The organism is Streptomyces sp. WM6378 (assembly GCF_001279695.1).
In the GTDB taxonomy this organism is placed as follows: domain Bacteria; phylum Actinomycetota; class Actinomycetes; order Streptomycetales; family Streptomycetaceae; genus Streptomyces.
This window is the reverse complement of record NZ_LGDD01000257.1, coordinates 1-16,664: the sequence shown is the minus strand read 5'-3', so window position 1 is coordinate 16,664 and position 16,664 is coordinate 1. Positions and strand designations below refer to the sequence as shown.

Genomic DNA, 16,664 nt, shown 5'->3' with positions numbered 1-16,664 from the left:
CGCAGCGGAGGTCAGGGGCCCATGCTGCTCAGCAGGACAGGCAGGGGCCGCACTCGGCAGGGCCGACGGCCCCACCGTGCCCTCCGCGGTCGGCATGGGCGCGGCCGCCACCATGATCACGCGCGCGCAGCGCCGCCGAGTGCCAGGGCGAGGGAGGAGGGGCCGCCGACCAGCTGGTCCGCATCGACCGGCGTCACCAGGTGGCGGCCGACCAGGAGACCGGGCAGGAGTGTCATGAGGACGGTGGCGACCTGCTCCGGGTCCGCCGTGGACGCCAGGGTGCCCTCGTCGCGCCAGCGGCGGGCCAGCTTGCTAAGGCTGCTGCGCACGGCCAGGTAGAGGGTCCGGGTGCGTCCTTCGAGTTCCGGACTGCGCAGTGCCTCGCCCCATGCCTGGATCGCGATGCAGCTCAGGGCATACGGCCGGCCTTCGCCCCGGTCGCGGGCTTGGGCGGCCGTGGCCCGGAGGACCTCGGAGGGCGAGGGGGGTGGGGCGTTGCTCCAGCAGCCGCTGGCAAAGGTCTCCGACCAGGGCCAGGGCTTCGTCCGCCGCGGCATCGATGACGTCGTCCTTGCTGCGGAAGTAGCGGTAGACGGCACTGGAGGACATGCCGGTCGCGGCGATGACGTCATCCATCGACGTGGCATGAAAGCCGTTGCGGGAGAAGCAACTCCAGGCGCTGGTGAGGATGTGGCGCCGCCGCGCTTCGCGGCGCTCCTCACTCAAGCGGGGCATACGCCCAATCCAAACAAAAACGATGGTTTCCGTTACGAAGGAGCGCTGAGTACCTGCTGATCCTCCAGGGGCCGCACTGCACAGAGCAACGCCAAACGGTCGGCGTCCTCGCTGCCGGGCTCGGCGGTGCCGACGAGCAGGCTCTGGCCTGGCGCGTCCTGCACCTCGAACGTTTGGTACGAGAGCGTCATTCGGCCTGCAACGGGGTGGTGGAAGGTCTTGAAGCGGCTGCCCAGCCGAGCGACGTCCTGACGCTCCCACAGCGCCGTGAACTCCTCGCTCCCGGCGCGGAGTTCGCCGATCAGGGCCGCGAGGTGGGGGTCGTGGCGCTCGTGGCCGTAGGCGAGCCGCATCGCGGCGACGGTGTCACGCGCCACTGTGTCCCACTCCACGAACAGGGTGCGCGCGGCAGGGTCGCGGAAGAGGGAGCGGACCATGTGGCGTGGGTCCGCCAGCGGCGACATCAGCGCGGTGGCCGGCGCGTTCGACGCGAGAACGTCGAGGCGGCGGTTGACCACATACGCGACCGCCGCCGGAAAGGCGTCCATCAGACGTTGCAGTTGGGGCGCCACGCGCTCCGCGTCGGGGCCGGGGGCGTCATCGCAGGGGACCAGGCCGGCCAGACGGTAGGCGTGCCAGCACGCGTCGGAGTCCAGGTTCAGGGCTCGGGCGAGGGAGTCGATGACCTGGCCGGAGGGGTGCCGTTCGCGGCCCTGTTCCAGGCGGGCGTAGTAGTCGGCGCTGACGCCGGCAAGGACGGCGACCTCCTCGCGCCGCAACCCGCTCACCCGGCGGCCCGTGGAGCGGGGAAGCCCCGCCTCCTGCGGACTGACCCGGGAACGGCGCGCCAGCAGGAATTCGCCCAGTTCATTGCCGCTCATACCCAAAAGCCTACGCCGCCGCTTCCTAGGTGTGCGGCACCCAGGAAGAGCCCTCCTGCCGCCTGCGCACGATCGGGCACATGCTGAGGGAACCGTACGGCCCGCCATCGAGGCCGTCGCCCTGACGAAGGAAACGAGCATGACGCACCCGTCCACCACGGCCGCCCCGAAGACCGTCCTGGTCACCGGGGCCAGCAGCGGCATCGGCGAGGCCACCGCCCGGCGCCTGGCCGCAGCCGGCCATCACGTGGTCCTCGGCGCCCGCCGCGTGGAGCGCCTCGCGGTCCTCGCCAAGGAGATCGAAGGCGGTGGCGGCAGCGCCCTGCCGCACCCGCTGGACGTGACCGACCCGCTCAGCATGCGCTCCTTCGTCCAGGCCGCCCTCGACCGGTACGGCCGCATCGACGTCCTGGTCAACAACGCCGGGGTGATGCCCCTGTCCCGCCTGGACGCGCTGCGGACCGACGAGTGGGACCGCATGATCGACGTCAACCTGCGCGGAGTCCTGCACGGCATTGCCGCCGTCCTGCCGACCATGCAGGCACAGGGTGCCGGGCACATCGTGAACATCGCCTCCGTGTCCGGCCTGCGGGTCGATCCGACCGCCGCCGTCTACAGCGCCACCAAGCACGCCGTCCGCGCCCTGTCGGAGGGCCTGCGGCAGGAGAGCCGTCACCTGCGGGTCACCGTGATCAGCCCCGGCCTGACCCGCAGCGAGCTAGTCGACACCATCGCCGACCAGGACACCAAGGAAGCGGTCACGGGCCAGATGGCCCTCGCGATCCCCGCCGCCGCGATCGGCGAAGCGATCCACTACGCGATCACCCAGCCCGCCGACGTCGACGTAAGCGAACTCGTCATCCGCCCCACCGCCCAAGGCTGAGCGGCGCTCCCCGTACAGAAAGGCAACTGTCATGGTGACCGAAGACCAGGTACGCACCTGGGTCGAGGGATACCTGCGGGCCTGGGCCAGCAACAGCAAGAAAGACATCGCCGCCCTGTTCGCCTCGCAGGCCGAGTACCACGAATGGCCCTACGAGACCGACTGGATCGGCCGCGACGCCATCGTCGAAGGCTGGCAGGGCCGCGCACCCTGGCAGGAGGGAGGGTGGGACTTCGACTGGTCCCTCCTCACCCTCAACGGCGACACGGCCGCAGTCGAAGGCACCGGCCGTTATAAGGAACTGGGTACGTTCGCCAACCTGTGGACGGTGACGTTCGACAAGAACGGCCGCTGCACCATGTTCCGCATGTGGAACAACGAGATCTGATCGGAGATCCCGACCCCTGGCCGGCCGCCGCACGGCTGCAGGGAGGCCGCAGAGCCGCTGTCCTGGCCGGCCCCGGCCGCGGGGGAGCAGTGTCGACCGGATGGGATGGCTGAGAAGTGTTCCTAGCCGCGTCCGTTCCGGGGCCGCTAGCGTCCCTCTTCTTACGGCCCAAGGTTCTTTCGGGAGAGGCTTCGGATGAACGAGGACATCACCGTGGCTGGCTTCGCCGCGTTACCGGCGCAGGAGGCGGCGTCCCATGGGCTCGGGCGGCCGATGCAGGACGGGTCACTGGATGCACTGTCCGGCGGGGTCGTCGTACGGGAGGCCGGTGGCAAGGGGTTGGGCGTCTACGCCGATCGGCCGTTCGCGGTCGGTGAGTTGGTGGTGCGGGGCCGGGTTGAGCGCGCCGCACCTCACCGTACCCGGCACTCCTTCCAGAAGGACTGGGACCTGCACGTCGAACTCGACGAGACGGCCCGCAGCATCAACCACTCCTGTGTGCCCAATACGGGCGTCGTCGACAACACGCTCGGCGGCTACGACTTCGTCGCCCTCGTACCGATTCCTGCCGGGCAGGAGATCACCTGGGACTACGAGACGACCGAGTACGAGAGCATCGCGGTCGAGGACTGCCTGTGCGGCAGCCCCGAGTGCAGAGGCCGCACTCGGGGCTTCAGGTACCGCACGGATCCGATCCGCTACCTGGCGGCCTACCTGCGCAGCCGCCCACACCCCGTCCAGACGGCCACCGCAGGGCCGGCTTGAGGGGCCGCGGCACCCTGCTGCACAACTCCCCGTACGCTCAGGTTCGTTAGCCGTCTATCCAAGGCCTGGGCGCTTTCCAGATCCGGGGCCAGTGCGGCGTACTCGACGGTTCCTTGGTTCAGGGTGTCGTCGCCGGTGGTCACCACCCCGGACCCGGTTGTCGGGTTGAAGCTCAGCTGGTCGCGGTCCATGGCGTTCAGGAGTGCGCGGATGCTGGCGGTGGGCGGGTCGTTGTGCGAGACCAGGACGTGGCTGTTCTGCCAGTGGGGGCCCAGGAGTTGGGTGGCGAGGTGGTGTAGGTGGGTGCAGCCGCCGAGCCGGGCGTTGACTTCGTTGAACCACACGTGTCCGGCGGAGTTGATGATGGCGTCGCTGTTGACCGGTCCGCGGTAGCCGAATGCGCTCATCGCGCCGGTCAGCCGCAGGGTGTGGCCGACCACCTCTTCAAGTACCCGGGAGGGGATGGACTGGGCGGGCATGATGAAGCCGTTCCAGATCGGTTCCATCAGCATCTCGCCTACGTTCAGCAGCCGAGGAGGGCCGGAGTGGGCGCCGGGGCAGTGCACTTCCAGGCACAAGGAACGGCAGTCGGGATGGTAGGTCTCGGGGACGACTTGCCCGTGGGGAGCGAGGCTCTGGGCCAGTCCGGTATGAGCGATGATCGCCCGCCGGTCCTCGTCGGAGTTCAGTGGGTGGGTGCCGACGGCGCCGGCCGCCGTCATGCCCGCATCCCTGTAGCACAGCAGGTTGCCGGCTCTGCCGCCGCTGCGGTCGGCTTTGACGATGACCGCCCCGGTCGGCACGGCCAGTCGCTCCAGTGCCCGCTCCAGATCACCGCTGGTGGCGCACACTGCCCCGTCCGGAACGGGAACACCGATACCGGCGGCCAGGGCTCGGAAGGCAACCTTGCTGTTGAACAGCTCTGCCCCGCCCCGTGTATCGAAAGCGGACACCGCGGCCCCGGGCAGGCCGATCTCCAGCGCCAGCGCGGAGACCCCACGGTCCGGCAGATAGGCCCGGATCTCCCACTCGCCGGGGACGGCCACGAGCTTCTTCAAACGAGCCAGCATCTCCGGCTGCCGCAGCACCTGTTGGCTCAGCACCCGCACACCGCGGTCCTGCGGGTCCAGCAGGTCCATACGTGCGGGGCCGAAGTCCATCATGGCCCCGACGTGGGCCACGTACGCCGCGTCCACCGGCTGCGGCAGCACCAGCGCGTCCCCCTCGCGCAGCAGCCACACCATGCGCGACGCGACGACCGGAGTACCCAGCGCCTCCCTGGGATCCAGATCTCCGGACGGTTCACCATGTACTCGCTGTTGCAGTTACCCACCCACAACCTGCGCACATCGCCTCCCACCGGCACGTGATGATCGCTTCAGCCTGTCCCGCACGCATGGAGACGAACCATGCCCGGCCCACTCTCGCGTCTTGCTGACGGCCTGGCCGGCTCGCACCTTCTTCCGCTCGTCGTCGACGGCCCGGGCGAGGTACCCGTGCGGGTCCGGGCGAGCAGGGAAACCGGGGCCGCTGGCAGCAGATCCCACCATCAGGTCGAAAGGGTCAGTCAGATCGGCTGACCACTGCCCACTTCTCCGCCGAGCTTGCCGAGCTGCTTCTGCAGCCTGCCGTCAATGGAAGTCCCACTGCGCGGGGCGGTTCGCACCATTTGCTGTCCGGCCCTCGCCTGGTGGGTGGTTGGCCGAGGACCTTGTCGTCCAAGCACTCCTGCAGGGCAGGCACCGGCATCGGAGGGGCAGTTATGTGTCAGATTCAGGACCGGAGCGCTACTTCGACGTCGAGACTCGAAGTTTGAACTGGTCGGCCCCGATCCTGTGCGCCGGGTGGAAAGCGAGTGGCAGCACCTTCGCCTGGAGGCGAGCGAACTGTCCCACCCCTGGGCGCCCGCCTACCGGAGCCTGATCGAAGCCGCGTACGCCGAGCTGACCCTGCGCACCCTGTACCCGTTCACCAGCCACTGGGCACTGCGCTTCTCGACCACCACGCGCCCGGACCTGAATCCGACAGGACCGTGCCTGACGGCGAACAGCGACGGCACATTCGGGGTGGGAAGGGGCTTCCTGACTCCGGATCTCGGCCTGTTCGCCACTCCTGGCGAGGCTGTGGCACGGGCCGTACGCGAGCTATCGCCTGGGCCGAGCCAGCTGACCGACCGATTACGGGCACGGCAGCGAAGCTCCGGGACGACGCAGTCCAGCTCACCCACTCTGAGCACCTCACATGGCGAACGGTGCCAACTGCGCTCTCAGTCACAGCACGTGTGACTGGTCGTGACGACTGTCACCTGAAGCACTACTAGGCGGTCGTACTCCGCGTCATGCAGCGCGCCGGTGTAGCCGTAGGACTTGGCGTTCGCCGCCTTCTCCGCGCCGGTGATGCTGGCGGCCGGCCGGAGCGTCGAGGTGTAGCCGGACTGGCAGATCGTGGTCTTCAACGTCGCGGTGGTGACCTTCGGGTTGAGTGCGCTGGGCGTGCACGTCTTGTCCTCCAGCGGCTTCTTCGACGCCGTGTATCCGAAGTGGCGTGCCCTGGCAGGCGGCTGGCTGGGCCCGGGCCTGCACCTGGTACTTCGCTTGTGGAACAGGCCCGTACTGCAAGGGCGCGCCGGGGCCGCTCGCGCCCGGCGCCGAGCTGCCGGACGCACTCGGCGTTGGCGCTTACGGATGCTTCCCGCTGTCGGAGGATGTACCGCCCGAACAGCCAGCCGCCGTGACGGCGAGCAAGTAGTCAGGCAGTGGTGACGGCGATACGGCGGACAGCCATGCGGCCCCAAGGGCGACGACACCGTGAAGGCACCGCCTGTGCCCCAACTACCGGTCGGTCAGGGGGCACAGTCCGCTCGATCGAAGGCCCGCCGTCCATTTGACACTCCGTCGCGGACCGAGCCGTTAGCGCTTGAGGTAGGTGAGGACGGCCAGGACGCGGCGGTTGTCGTCGGCGGAGGGCTCGATGCGGAGCTTGGTGAAGATGCTCGCGGTGTGTTTGGCGACGGCGCTTTCGCTGATGTGAAGGGTGCTCATGATCGCGGCGTTGGATCGGCCTTCGGCCATGAGTTCGAGGACGTCGTGTTCGCGCGGGGTGAGGTCGGCGGTGGTGCCGCGGGCGTCGCTGCGGGCGAGGAGTTTGGCGATGACCTGGGGGTCCATGACGGTGCCGCCGGAGGCGACGGTGCGGAGGGCGTCGATGAACTGAGCGGTGTGGGTGACACGGTCCTTGAGCAGGTAGCCGATTGCGCCCTGGCCGCCGGCGAGGAGTTCATGGGCGTAGAGCTGCTCGACGTACTGGGAGAGGATCAGCACGGGCAGGCCGGGGCGTTCGCGGCGGGCGGCGAGGGTGGCCTGGAGGCCCTCGTCGGTGAAGGTCGGGGGCAGGCGGATGTCGACGACGGCGACGTCGGGTTCCAGCTCGCGCAGGGCGCGCAGGAGTTCGGGGCTGTTGTCGACGGCGGCGACGACCTCGCAGCCGTGGTCCTGGAGGGTTCGGATCAGGCCGTCGCGGAGGAGGAAGAGGTCTTCGGCGATGACGACGCGCACGGTATCTCCAGGGTCACGATGGTGGGTCCGCCCGGCGGGCTGTGCAGGGCGAGGGTCCCGTCGAAGGTACTCAGCCTGCGCCGGATGCCGTGCAGGCCGCTGCCCCGGGAGGTGTCGGCGCCGCCGTGGCCGTCGTCGGTGACCGTGACGTGCAGGGCGGCGTCCGCGTGGGCGAGGCGTATGCGGACCTCGCGGGCGCCGGAGTGCTTGGCCGCGTTGGCGAGCAGCTCGCCGACGGCGAAGTAGGCGGCGGACTCGACGGGGGTCGGGAGCCGCCCGGGCAGCGCGGACTCGACGTGGACGTCGAGGTGGCTGTCCAGGGCGAGGGAGCGGACGGCGTCGCCGAGGCCGCGATCGGTGAGGATCGGCGGGTGGATGCCGTGGACGAGCTCGCGGAGGTCCTGGAGGGCGCGGGCAGAGGTGGCCCGGACTTCGAGGAGGAGTTCGCGGCCGGCCGGTGGATCGGTGTCGAGCAGGCGGGTGGCCTTGTCCAGGGTGAGGCCGAGAGCGACGAGCCGGGCCTGGGCGCCGTCGTGCAGGTCCCGTTCGATGCGCTGGAGCTCGGCGGCCTGGGCGTCGAGCGCGTCGGCCCGGGTGTCGGTGAGGTGCTCGATGCGGCGGACGAGTTCGGCGGTGCGCGGCGCGGCGAGGACCCGGCTGCTCCAGACGGCGTGCAGTTCGAGTGTGGTGGGCGCGAGGAGCAGCCCGGCGGCGATGAACCCCAGACCGAGAACGGCGGCGACGAGCATCGTGGCGACGGAGTCGACGGGGACGAAGGCGTACCAATTGTCGGGGCCGATGAACGGCCAGATGAACGGCTGTACCAGCACACCGAACAGCCCGTAGCCGACGAGTGCGAGCGGCCCGGCGACGATCAGCCCGCCGACCAGCGGCTCCAGCCAGGCCCATCGGAGGTCGTGCCAGAAGCCCTCGTCGCCGAGGACGGCGGCCGCTCGCCCGCGGCGGCTGCCGGTACCGGTGTGGGCTAGCGGTTCGGGTGGGCTGACGGGTGTGGCCGTCCATCGGGTGACCCATGCGCGGTAGCGGTCGGAGAGTTGGCGCAGGGCCGTCGCCGCGGGCGGCAGTAGTGGGAATCCGACGCCGATGGGGAGGAGCAGCAGCGCGCAGACCACGAGCGAGCCGACGGCGCAGACCGCGAAGGCGTTCAGAGAGAGCAGCTGGCAGCGGCCGAGGGCGATCAGTCGGCTGAGGAGTGGGGGTGGGTTCCCGTGTGGTGTGGTCGTGGTCGTCACGTGTGTTCCCCCGCGTCAGCGCGCGCCCTGTGCGCCGTCGGCAGAATCCTAATCGTCGGTGCCCGAAGCACCCACGGGACCATCGCCAGCAGGGCGGCGAGGCCGAACAGCATCATGGACAGGTCCGCGCCGGACTCGTCGTTGAGGAAGAGCAGCATTCCCAGGTTGATGAGGGTGTGGAAGCCGCCGGCGAGCAGCAGCCGGTTCGTCCGGGTGCGCTCCTGGCTGAGCCCGAGAACGACCGACATCGCCACAGTGGCCAGCAGGAACCCGGCCGCGTACGCCGGGGCGTGGGTGAAGACCTGCACGTGCCACAGGCCCCACACCACGCCCACTGTGATCGAGGACATGAGCGGGCCGAACCGGGTCCGCAGGAGAGGCTGGAGCAGACAGCGCCAGCCGATCTCCTCGCCGCACGCGCCGATCAGTTGCGCGACGACGATCAGCGCGAACGGGCTGCCCAGGGTGCTCGGGTCAGTGATCGGGAGGGTGCCCTCGACCCATGCGTAGGTGCCCGCGGTGAGCGCGATGATCAGCGGTGCGGTGAGGAGTATCAGGGAGGGGGCGGGGTTCGGGCAGTGTGCGCCCGGCTCACTCGGCCGGCGGGAGGGCAGGGTGCCGACGAGCCGGTGTCGGATCCGGGACGGCCACAGCAGGGCCACCGCCGCCACCCCCAGGGTGGGGCCGAACTGCGTCAACTGGAGGACGACGGTCGGGATCCCCGTCGCGCCCTGCGCCGCGCCCAGTGCCCCTGCCGCCACGAACGCGACGGCGAGGAACACGCCCGCCTCCGCCTTCCACGCCTTCTTCTTCGTCTGCATGCCGCCCGTCCCCTGTGGTGATCGTCGTTGCCGTGGTGTGCCGTACGGGCGCTGGGCCCGTCGGTGTCGGGTACGACGATTCCGGTTCGGGGGCGGGCGGCCATTGCGTGTAGCTGCCCGACCGGGGTGTATCCAGCTGCACCCCAAGCTGCTCTCAACGCTGCGGCGGGATTCGGTCCCGACGGCGTGCAGTGATCTCCCAGTCCAAGGCCCGGCGCGAGGTGCACCGTCGAGAACGACCCAGGGCGCCCCTACGGGCGATCTTCAGTCCCCTGCGCACCCCATTTCGGCGCGCGGGGCTGAGATCGCCCGGCACGAGACGAGCTAGCAAGCGGCTTCCGGTCCAGGCCGTCGGGATCGGCGCTGAGGGGCTCCGAGGTGGGTGAGGACTGCGAGGACGCGCCGGTCGCCGCTGTCCTGGGGCGGGAGGTCGAGCTTCACGAAGATGTTTCCCACGTGCTTGTGCACGGCCCGCTCGGTGACCACGAGGCGATCGGCGATCTCGGAGTTCCCGTATCCCTGGGCCATCATCGCGAGCACTTCGCGTTCGCGCTCGGTGAGCCGCGACAGCGGGTTGCCGCGCGTCGCGAGCAGCTGCCGGACCACGTCGGGATCCAGCGCCGTGCCGCCGCCCGCCACCCGGTGGAGCGCCTCCAGGAAGTCGTCGACGCGGGCGACCCGGTCCTTGAGCAGGTAGCCGACGCCGGTGCCGTCGGCGAGCAGTTCTCGGGCGTAGGTGTCCTCGACGTACTGGGAGAGTACGAGTATCGGCAGGCCGGGCACACGTTCCCGGGCGCGCAGCGCGGCCCTGATGCCCTCGTCGGTGAAGGACGGCGGGAGGCGGACGTCCACCACGGCCACGTCCGGCCGGTGGGTGACGGCGGCCGTCACGAAGGACTCGGCGTCCTCGGTCGTGGCGAGCACCTCGTTCCCCAGGGCCTCCAGCAGCGCGGTGAGTCCCTGCGCGAGCAGCGCGTTGTCCTCGGCGATCACGATCCGCACGGGCACTCCACGGTGATCACGGTGGGCCCGCCCGGCGGGCTCTGGACCCGCAGTACGCCGTCGACTGCCTCGACGCGCTGCCGCATCCCGCGCAGCCCGGTGCCGCCGCCCTCGGCTGCCCCGCCGCGGCCGTCGTCCGTGATCTGCGCGCGGAGCGTGCCGCCGGCCCTGGCCAGGGTGACCGACACGGAGCGGGCGTGGGCGTGCTTGGCCGCGTTGGTGAGCGCCTCGGCGATGGCGAAGTACACGGCGACCTCGATCTGGGCCGGTACGTCGCCGAGTTCGCCGAGTTCGAGGGTGGCGGGCACCGGGCAGCGGGCGACGACCGCCGAGACCGCACCGGCGAGGCCCCGGTCGGCGAGGATCGGCGGGTAGACGGAGCGCAGCACGTCGCGCAGTTCGGCCATCGCCTCCTCGGCGCCCTCCCGTGCCCGGGTCAGCAGCGGGCCGACCGCGGTGGGATCGGCGCTCAGCGTCCTTTCGGCGAGCCCGAGTTGCATGGCCAGGGACACCAGCCGGGCCTGGGTGCCGTCGTGCAAGTCCCGTTCGATGCGGCGCAGTTCGTTGCCGTGCGCGTCGATCGCCCCGGTGCGTGTCCGGTCCAGCGTCGACACGCGTTCGGCGAGGACCGCGGCGGCCGAGGGGGCGAGCAGCCACCGGCTCACGGACGCCGCCAGCCTGGCGAGCAGCGGCGGGCCGAACAGGGCGAGCAGCACGCTCAGCAGGAACTGCGGAACCCCGGCGTAGACCGCGGATCCCCAACTGTCGATCGGGACGTTCAGGATCAGCCTGATCGGATCGTCCGCGGGGAACAGCCACCACAGGCCGCCGAGCACGAGCACGGCCGCCGGGAACAGGAACAGCACCGTGCCGATGAGCCCGAGTACGGTGCCGGCGACCGTCATGGCTGCCGCCCACCGCAGGTCGCGGCCGGTTGCCGGATCCGACAGCACCGCCATCAGGCGCCTTCGCGCGTGCGGTCCGGCCGGTGGCGTGGGCGCCGCCGCCCACCGTCCCAGCCGGTCACGTTCGCCGTCGGCCAGCCGGCGCAGCAGCCGGAGCTCGTGCGGCAGTATGAGCAGACCCACGCCGACCAGGCAGAGTACGGCCGAGTACATGAGGACGGGCACCAGTACGACCAGGGCCAGTCCGCGGCCGAACACGGTCGCGCAGTACCCGGCGGCACGGGCCGAACGCGCCGCGCTCGCTCGCGTCATCGATATGTCGTTCACGGCGGCCAGTCTTCCCCTCCTCGGCCTCCCGGCGCAGTGGAGCGTGCTACACCATCGGCCGGCGAGCCTGCACGATCGCCCCGGTCGCCCTGCGGTTCGTAGCGTCAGGGCCATGAAACGAACGAGCACTTCGGGCGGCTCCCGCTCCGATCTCATCCTCTTCCTGTCGATCAGTTTCGTCGGTGCGTGGGTCACCATGATCCCGCTGTGGGTGGACGGCCTGCGCCGGACGAGCGCCGCGCAGGGGACGCCGCGGCTCGCGGCGCTGTGCATGATCCTGATGATGCTGGTGCCGGCGCTGGCCGCGTTCGGTCTCACCGCGCGCGGCCGGGGGCCGCGCCAGGCCGCGCGGGTCCTCGGACTCGCCAGGGCCACACCGTGGCGGCACGAAGTCCGCTCCGTCGCTGTCGCCCTGACGATCCCGCTCGGCCTCACCGCCGCCGGGTTGACCGTGGCCACGCTCGTCGGCTGGTACACCCCCGCGCACCTGCCCGGGCCCGCCACCGTCGCGCCGCTCGTGCTGAGCGCGCTGCTGTCCGTTCCGCTGTACTTCGGTGAGGAACTCGGCTGGCAGGGCTACCTGTTGCCCCGGCTGCTCCGCTACGGCAGGACCCGCGGCCTCCTGATCGGCGGCGCGATCTGGGGGGCGTGGCACGTCCCGATGACGGCGCTCGGCGGAAGCTACCCCGGCCATTCGGTGCTGCTGGGCATACCCGTCGCCGTGGTGACCGCGATGCTGCTCGGAACGGTGATCGCCACCGTCCGGTTGTCCACCGGATCGGTGTGGGCGGCCGTCGCGGCGCACCTGTCGCTCAACGAGTTCACACTGCCACTCACCCGCGAGGTGTCGGGCCGCCTCGTCGACCCGCTGCTCGCCGGCCCGCTGAGCATCTCGACCTGGCCGGTCACCGCGCTCGCCGTGCTGGCCATCTGGCTGGCCTACCGACGGCGCGCCGGGCGGGACCAGCCCCTGCCGGCGCTGGAAGGCCAGCTGACCGCGTCCCGCCGCTAGACTCAAGGCCGTTGCAGAGTCCGGTGATCTTGTAGTTGCGCTGGTCAGACGATGCCCAGTAGGGAGGCCGGGATCGACCCCGCGCTCGAATGGAGCTCCAGCACGTGGGCCGACTTCTTGCGCTCCCAAGCCGACGCCCCCTGTTGGCCTGCGACTTCTTCGAAACGGTCACCCTGACCGGAGCGAGGCTGTAGGTATTCGCCGTCATCGAGCACGCCATCCGTCGCATCCGGATCCTCGGCGCCACCACGTATCCGACCGCGTCCTGGGTGGCGCAGGCGGCAACCGCGTCACGGACCTTGAGGACGCCGGCTGCCGGGCGCGCTAGTCGGCCACGACCGCCCGGCAGGGAAAGCCGGCCTGTTTGCCCTCGGCCACCAGGGCGGCGGCCAGCTGAGGCTTGGTGCGGAAACCGGGATCACGCTGCTCGCGCAGCAGCGTCAGCCGCCGGTCGTTGACCTGCCCGGCGTCCCGGGGGGGGACTCGGACAGGAAGAAGAGCAGGCGCTGCACCGCGGGATGCCGGGCACCCACCACCGGCTCCGTACCGGCGTAGGACGTGTCGATGGGTGAGGCATGCGGCGAGACCGAGGAAGGCTTCGTGGATGTCGTGCGGGTCGCGAGGAACCGCGGTTCGGGTGTGATGGTCGAGCAGGTGGCCACCGGCTTCGGAGTCCACGCGATGACGCTGTGGAAATGGATGCCTCGCGCGGACATCGACGACGGGACGAAGCTCGGAACGTCCAGCCAGGAGAGGGCTGAACTACGGGAAGCGCGCCGTCGGATCAAGCTGCTGGAGCAGGAGAACGAGGTGCTGCGCCGGGCTGCGGCTTACGGCAGGAGCATGGGCGCCGTAGGGAGTTCAGTGGACAACATCGCGGCGGAGAGCTGGATCGAGGCTGTGAGGCGGGAGACGCTCAAGGGCGCGAAAGCGCGGCTTCCCCCCGCCACACGAGGCTCGCGGCGTTCCGCTGGGCGAGCCGATACAACACCGTCCCAGGCAGCGGAGGCGAAAAGCCCCCGCCGGCCCGGAGGCCGGCAGAGGCTTCGTGGCGGGGATCAGTGGCCGAAGACGACTCGGCGGTGGTGCCGTGCCCACCGCTACGGCACAGGGCGGTAAACAGGCCGGGTGGTTGGCCTCCGGGGAGTCTCGGGAACCGCAGGTCCCCGGCCTGGGCGGGTGTTTCTGCGCAGGCCCGCCTGGCACCCCCGTTCGCTACGCGCCATCCCACCCGTGCCTCGCCTCGGGTGCTGCCTGGTGTGCCGGAGCAAGGCTGCTGGATCAGCCCACGGCGAGTGAGAACGGTCCGGCCAGCACCGAGTAGCCGTCATTGGCCAGGTAGTACACGTCGTAGTTGCCCGGGCCGCTCAGTTTGCCGGTGGAGAAGGTCGCCGCGCCGCTGGAGTCGGGTGCGTAGGCCCAGGCCAGGGACGACTGCTTGCCGGGGGCGACACCGGCCGGGTAGATGCCGATCCAGTTCTTCGCGTTTACCTGCGCGGCGGACGGCACCGAGTACCGGAAGGTGACGTTGCCGCCGTTCGCGACCGAGTTCAGGTCGCCGGTGAGAGTCGGCGTCGTCCCGTTGTACGGTGCGAAGGCCGTGTTGAGCGGCGTTGCGTAGGTGTCATTGGCAGTCAGACCGGGCAGGCCGAGGGCCGCTTCGATGGTGCGGGCGATGCCGTAGTGGTCGTAGTGGGCGGGACTGGTGGTCGCTGCCGGAACGGTGCCCTGGGAACCCACGAGCGTGGTCACGATGTGGTTGTACGCCTCATTGTTGCTCTCGTCCCAAGTCAGGACGAGTAGTGAGCGCTGCTGGGTCCAGGCGGGAGAGGTCAGGACCGGGGCGAGGGTCTGCTTCAGCCAGCCGTCCTGGGTCTTGAGGCTGGTGACGTTGCCGTTGCCGGAGGCCTCGCCGTCGTAGTAGTCGTCGGCGGCGATCCAGGAGAAGTTCGGAGTGGTCGAAGCCGAACTGAGGTCGGTGGCGAGCTGCGTGGTGTCGAAGAGGTGCGCGGCACAGCGTGACGCGTTGCCACTGACATTGGTGTAGTTGATGAACGGCGCGTCGTCGGGCTCGTAGTAACTGTCATTGTTGTTCTTGGTGTTGCAGGGCGTGCCCATCCCCTGTTCGTAGGCCTTCCAGCTCTTGCCGGCCGCCTCCAGGGTGTCGCCCAGGTGGCGTTGGGGCGAGTTGATGTTGGGCCAGTAAGTGGCGCCCTTGGCGTAGGTGTCGCCGCCGGCGACGGCGAGGTAGTTCTCGTCGCTGGGGTGGTAGACGCCGTGGAAGTCGGTCATGGTCGCGCCCTGATCCATGAGGCTGTGCAGGTAGGGCGTGTCGGTCGGATCGTTCATGATGGCGGAGTAGTCGGTGTTCTCCATCATGACCATGAACACGTGGTCGTAGCCCGGCACTTTCGACACGGGAGGAGTGAGCGGGGCCGGCGCAGTGACCGGTGTGTTCAGGGTGAGGGAGAGGTTGTCGACGTAGCCGGTCTCGTGTGACGTCGACAGGAACTGCACCTCGACCTGGATCGAGCGGGTACCCGCAGGTACCGGACCGGTGGTGCTACGGGCGAGGAACTTGGTGGCCAGGGCCCGGTCGGAGGCGGAGACCGTGGGCAGCTTGGCGATGCTGCCCAGCGGACGGCCGTTCGCGTCCTGGAAGTGCAGGCTCACGGCGGCGTACCCGCTGTAGGTGGTCCAGCCGCCGAGCCAACCGGAGAGGTTGTAGCTCACCCCGCCGCCGTCCACCGCCGCGGCCGCCGAGGAGACGTCGACGGTCTGCGACATCGAACCGTCACCGAAGTTGCCGGGCCCGAAGAAGGCCTTGCCAGGAGCGTTGCCGTCGCTGGGCAGCCCGAACGAACCAGCGGTGTGGCACATCACGTTCACCCCGCCGGCCTGAGCGGTCCAGCCGGGCACAGTGGTGGCCGCCGCCCAGTCGTCAGTGCAGTAACCCCCGGCCTCCGCATCGCCGTTGACGATGAGATTGCCGCTGCCCCCGGCCGCGTGGGCCGGGGGAGGGGAGAAGATCAGCAAGCCGAGGAGGGCGAGCCCCCAGCTGAGGAGTCTTCGGCGCAAGTGCATTTCTGTACCTCGTCCCGTGTGAAAAGGGTGGGTGTCATGAGGGAGCGGGCCGTTCGGCCCCGGCCGTGCACGATGAACGGGACATGGATATCGATCCCCGCCGTCAGACGGAAGAACCAAGTCCAAACTTGATTAGACAAGTTGGCATGGTGATGGTCATGGCTGCCCTGGCGAGAATCCGTGCGGGGCTTCGCAGGCCGTTCTCGTCGCCGGTGGTGGCGATTTGCGGTACCAGGACTTCGCCGCATCTCTGTCTCCGAGCGGCAAGCGGATGTCTCCCGGGTGTTCACCGAGGCAGCACTGCCCGCGACGGCGGCCCGCCGGGCTCGGCGCTCGGCCTGGCTGCTCTCACCCCGGTGCTGCCCTGACCCGCGGCAATGTGATGCAGTGGTTCGATGTGCTCTCGGCGTTGGATGCGCAACTACGCAGCCGTGAACTGCGTGGCGGGCAGGGCACAGGGGCCGTTAGCCGCGGCACCCAACTCCCTGCCCCTCCAGCATGCGTACGACCTGCCCGGCCGCACGGGAAGTTGGGAGCCGCGCTACTCGCTGGGCACGTTCCCGCTGCGCTTCCCGCAGGAGGAGGAGCCGGACAGTCAGGTGTCTGTCCTCCCGCGCCGAGGTCGGTTCGGCGGCTGGCCTACTGCTCGTATGCCCGGACGGGGCGTGCAGAGTGGCCACGGGCGTGACCGGCCGTGGGCGCCTTGGTGAGGCGCCTTGGTGAACTGTCAGGAGGCCAGATCGTGAGCGTGCGTCCCCGGCGCTGAAGGTGGGGCCGCGCCTCGGCGCGCGGAGCCCCACCGGCCATCGCCGGGCGGAAAGCGGCGGTCCGGCGGGCCGACGCTCAACCCTGAGTCAAGGCGGGGATGATGTGCTGTCCGTAGGTGTCGATGACTTCCTCGCGGGCGTCGTGCATGGCGTACAGGGCGAACTGGTCGACGCCGAGGTCGCGCAGCGCCTTCAGCTTCTCGATGTGGGCCTGGGGCGGGCCGAGCAGGCAGAAGCGGTCGACGATCTCGTCGGGTACGAAGGCGGTGTCGGGGTTGTCGGTGCGG

General features: G+C 70.0%; 16 protein-coding genes and 2 pseudogenes. 6 read left to right on the top strand and 12 right to left on the bottom strand.

Annotated features, from left to right (window positions below; translation table 11 throughout):
- Window positions 1–116: 116 nt before the first annotated feature.
- Window positions 117–557, bottom strand: a complete 441-nt coding sequence (locus tag ADK54_RS44970) for a TetR family transcriptional regulator C-terminal domain-containing protein (RefSeq protein WP_107090579.1) — start codon at window positions 555–557, stop codon at window positions 117–119.
- Window positions 558–767: 210 nt separating this feature from the next.
- Window positions 768–1,616 carry a helix-turn-helix domain-containing protein gene (locus ADK54_RS20180; RefSeq protein ID WP_053727062.1) on the bottom strand — a complete coding sequence of 283 codons (849 nt, stop codon included), beginning with the start codon at window positions 1,614–1,616 and terminating at the stop codon, window positions 768–770.
- A 139-nt stretch (window positions 1,617–1,755) separates the two neighbouring features.
- Between ADK54_RS20180 and ADK54_RS20175 the strand changes: the two genes are divergently transcribed.
- The 3 genes from ADK54_RS20175 to ADK54_RS20165 all read left to right on the top strand — a co-directional run bounded on the left by ADK54_RS20175 (window position 1,756) and on the right by ADK54_RS20165 (window position 3,652).
- On the top strand, window positions 1,756–2,499 hold the full coding sequence (locus ADK54_RS20175) for an SDR family oxidoreductase (protein WP_053727061.1): 744 nt from the start codon (window positions 1,756–1,758) through the stop codon (window positions 2,497–2,499).
- Between the two features lie 31 nt (window positions 2,500–2,530).
- Window positions 2,531–2,887, top strand: coding sequence for a nuclear transport factor 2 family protein (locus ADK54_RS20170; RefSeq protein WP_053727060.1), 357 nt, complete (start codon window positions 2,531–2,533; stop codon window positions 2,885–2,887).
- Between the two features lie 195 nt (window positions 2,888–3,082).
- Window positions 3,083–3,652, top strand: coding sequence for an SET domain-containing protein (locus tag ADK54_RS20165; protein WP_053727059.1), 570 nt, complete (start codon window positions 3,083–3,085; stop codon window positions 3,650–3,652).
- Here ADK54_RS20165 and ADK54_RS20160 read toward each other — a convergent pair.
- Window positions 3,598–4,896, bottom strand: a complete 1,299-nt coding sequence (locus ADK54_RS20160; protein ID WP_053727058.1) for a peptide ligase PGM1-related protein — start codon at window positions 4,894–4,896, stop codon at window positions 3,598–3,600. The two genes, ADK54_RS20165 and ADK54_RS20160, sit on opposite strands and share 55 nt — an antisense overlap.
- 390 nt (window positions 4,897–5,286) lie before the next feature.
- Here ADK54_RS20160 and ADK54_RS47600 point away from each other — a divergent pair, with 390 nt between their 5' ends.
- Window positions 5,287–5,937 (top strand): DUF6193 family natural product biosynthesis protein, encoded by a 651-nt coding sequence (locus ADK54_RS47600; protein WP_234392143.1) that lies wholly within the window; start codon window positions 5,287–5,289, stop codon window positions 5,935–5,937.
- On the opposite strand, the gene ADK54_RS20155 is transcribed toward ADK54_RS47600, so the two are convergent.
- The 6 genes from ADK54_RS20155 to ADK54_RS20130 form a co-directional block, all read right to left on the bottom strand.
- Complete coding sequence (locus tag ADK54_RS20155) at window positions 5,919–6,107, bottom strand: hypothetical protein (RefSeq protein WP_053727057.1); 189 nt, start codon at window positions 6,105–6,107, stop codon at window positions 5,919–5,921. The two genes, ADK54_RS47600 and ADK54_RS20155, sit on opposite strands and share 19 nt — an antisense overlap.
- A gap of 454 nt (window positions 6,108–6,561) precedes the next feature.
- Entirely contained in the window at window positions 6,562–7,206 is a 645-nt protein-coding gene (locus ADK54_RS20150) for a response regulator transcription factor (RefSeq protein ID WP_053727056.1), read from the bottom strand.
- Window positions 7,158–8,459 carry a sensor histidine kinase gene (locus tag ADK54_RS20145; protein WP_234392142.1) on the bottom strand — a complete coding sequence of 434 codons (1,302 nt, stop codon included), beginning with the start codon at window positions 8,457–8,459 and terminating at the stop codon, window positions 7,158–7,160. The genes ADK54_RS20150 and ADK54_RS20145 overlap by 49 nt, the downstream gene beginning before the upstream one ends.
- Window positions 8,456–9,280: a CPBP family intramembrane glutamic endopeptidase gene (locus ADK54_RS20140; RefSeq protein ID WP_053727055.1), complete on the bottom strand. Its 825-nt coding sequence runs from the start codon at window positions 9,278–9,280 to the stop codon at window positions 8,456–8,458. Before ADK54_RS20140 ends, ADK54_RS20145 begins: the two co-directional genes overlap by 4 nt.
- 324 nt (window positions 9,281–9,604) lie before the next feature.
- Entirely contained in the window at window positions 9,605–10,282 is a 678-nt protein-coding gene (locus ADK54_RS20135) for a LuxR C-terminal-related transcriptional regulator (RefSeq protein WP_053727054.1), read from the bottom strand.
- Window positions 10,270–11,514, bottom strand: a complete 1,245-nt coding sequence (locus tag ADK54_RS20130; RefSeq protein WP_199827002.1) for a sensor histidine kinase — start codon at window positions 11,512–11,514, stop codon at window positions 10,270–10,272. Before ADK54_RS20130 ends, ADK54_RS20135 begins: the two co-directional genes overlap by 13 nt.
- Before the next feature lie 112 nt (window positions 11,515–11,626).
- On the opposite strand from ADK54_RS20130, the gene ADK54_RS20125 reads away from it, so the two are divergent.
- The gene (locus ADK54_RS20125; RefSeq protein ID WP_053727053.1) at window positions 11,627–12,526 is read left to right on the top strand and encodes a CPBP family intramembrane glutamic endopeptidase; all 900 of its coding nucleotides are present in this window, start codon (window positions 11,627–11,629) and stop codon (window positions 12,524–12,526) included.
- A gap of 327 nt (window positions 12,527–12,853) precedes the next feature.
- Here the strand turns inward: ADK54_RS20125 and ADK54_RS47595 are convergent.
- Both ADK54_RS47595 and ADK54_RS20115 read right to left on the bottom strand, forming a co-directional pair.
- A pseudogene (locus tag ADK54_RS47595) lies at window positions 12,854–13,086 on the bottom strand (hypothetical protein); the annotation flags it as partial.
- Between the two features lie 721 nt (window positions 13,087–13,807).
- On the bottom strand, window positions 13,808–15,604 hold the full coding sequence (locus tag ADK54_RS20115; RefSeq protein ID WP_159047850.1) for an alkaline phosphatase family protein: 1,797 nt from the start codon (window positions 15,602–15,604) through the stop codon (window positions 13,808–13,810).
- Window positions 15,605–16,041: 437 nt separating this feature from the next.
- On the opposite strand from ADK54_RS20115, the pseudogene ADK54_RS47590 reads away from it, so the two are divergent.
- A pseudogene (locus ADK54_RS47590) lies at window positions 16,042–16,203 on the top strand (phytanoyl-CoA dioxygenase); the annotation flags it as partial.
- A 250-nt stretch (window positions 16,204–16,453) separates the two neighbouring features.
- On the opposite strand, the gene ADK54_RS20110 reads toward ADK54_RS47590, so the two are convergent.
- A partial coding sequence (locus tag ADK54_RS20110) for an LLM class flavin-dependent oxidoreductase (protein WP_159047849.1) occupies window positions 16,454–16,664 on the bottom strand: 211 nt, incomplete at its 5' end.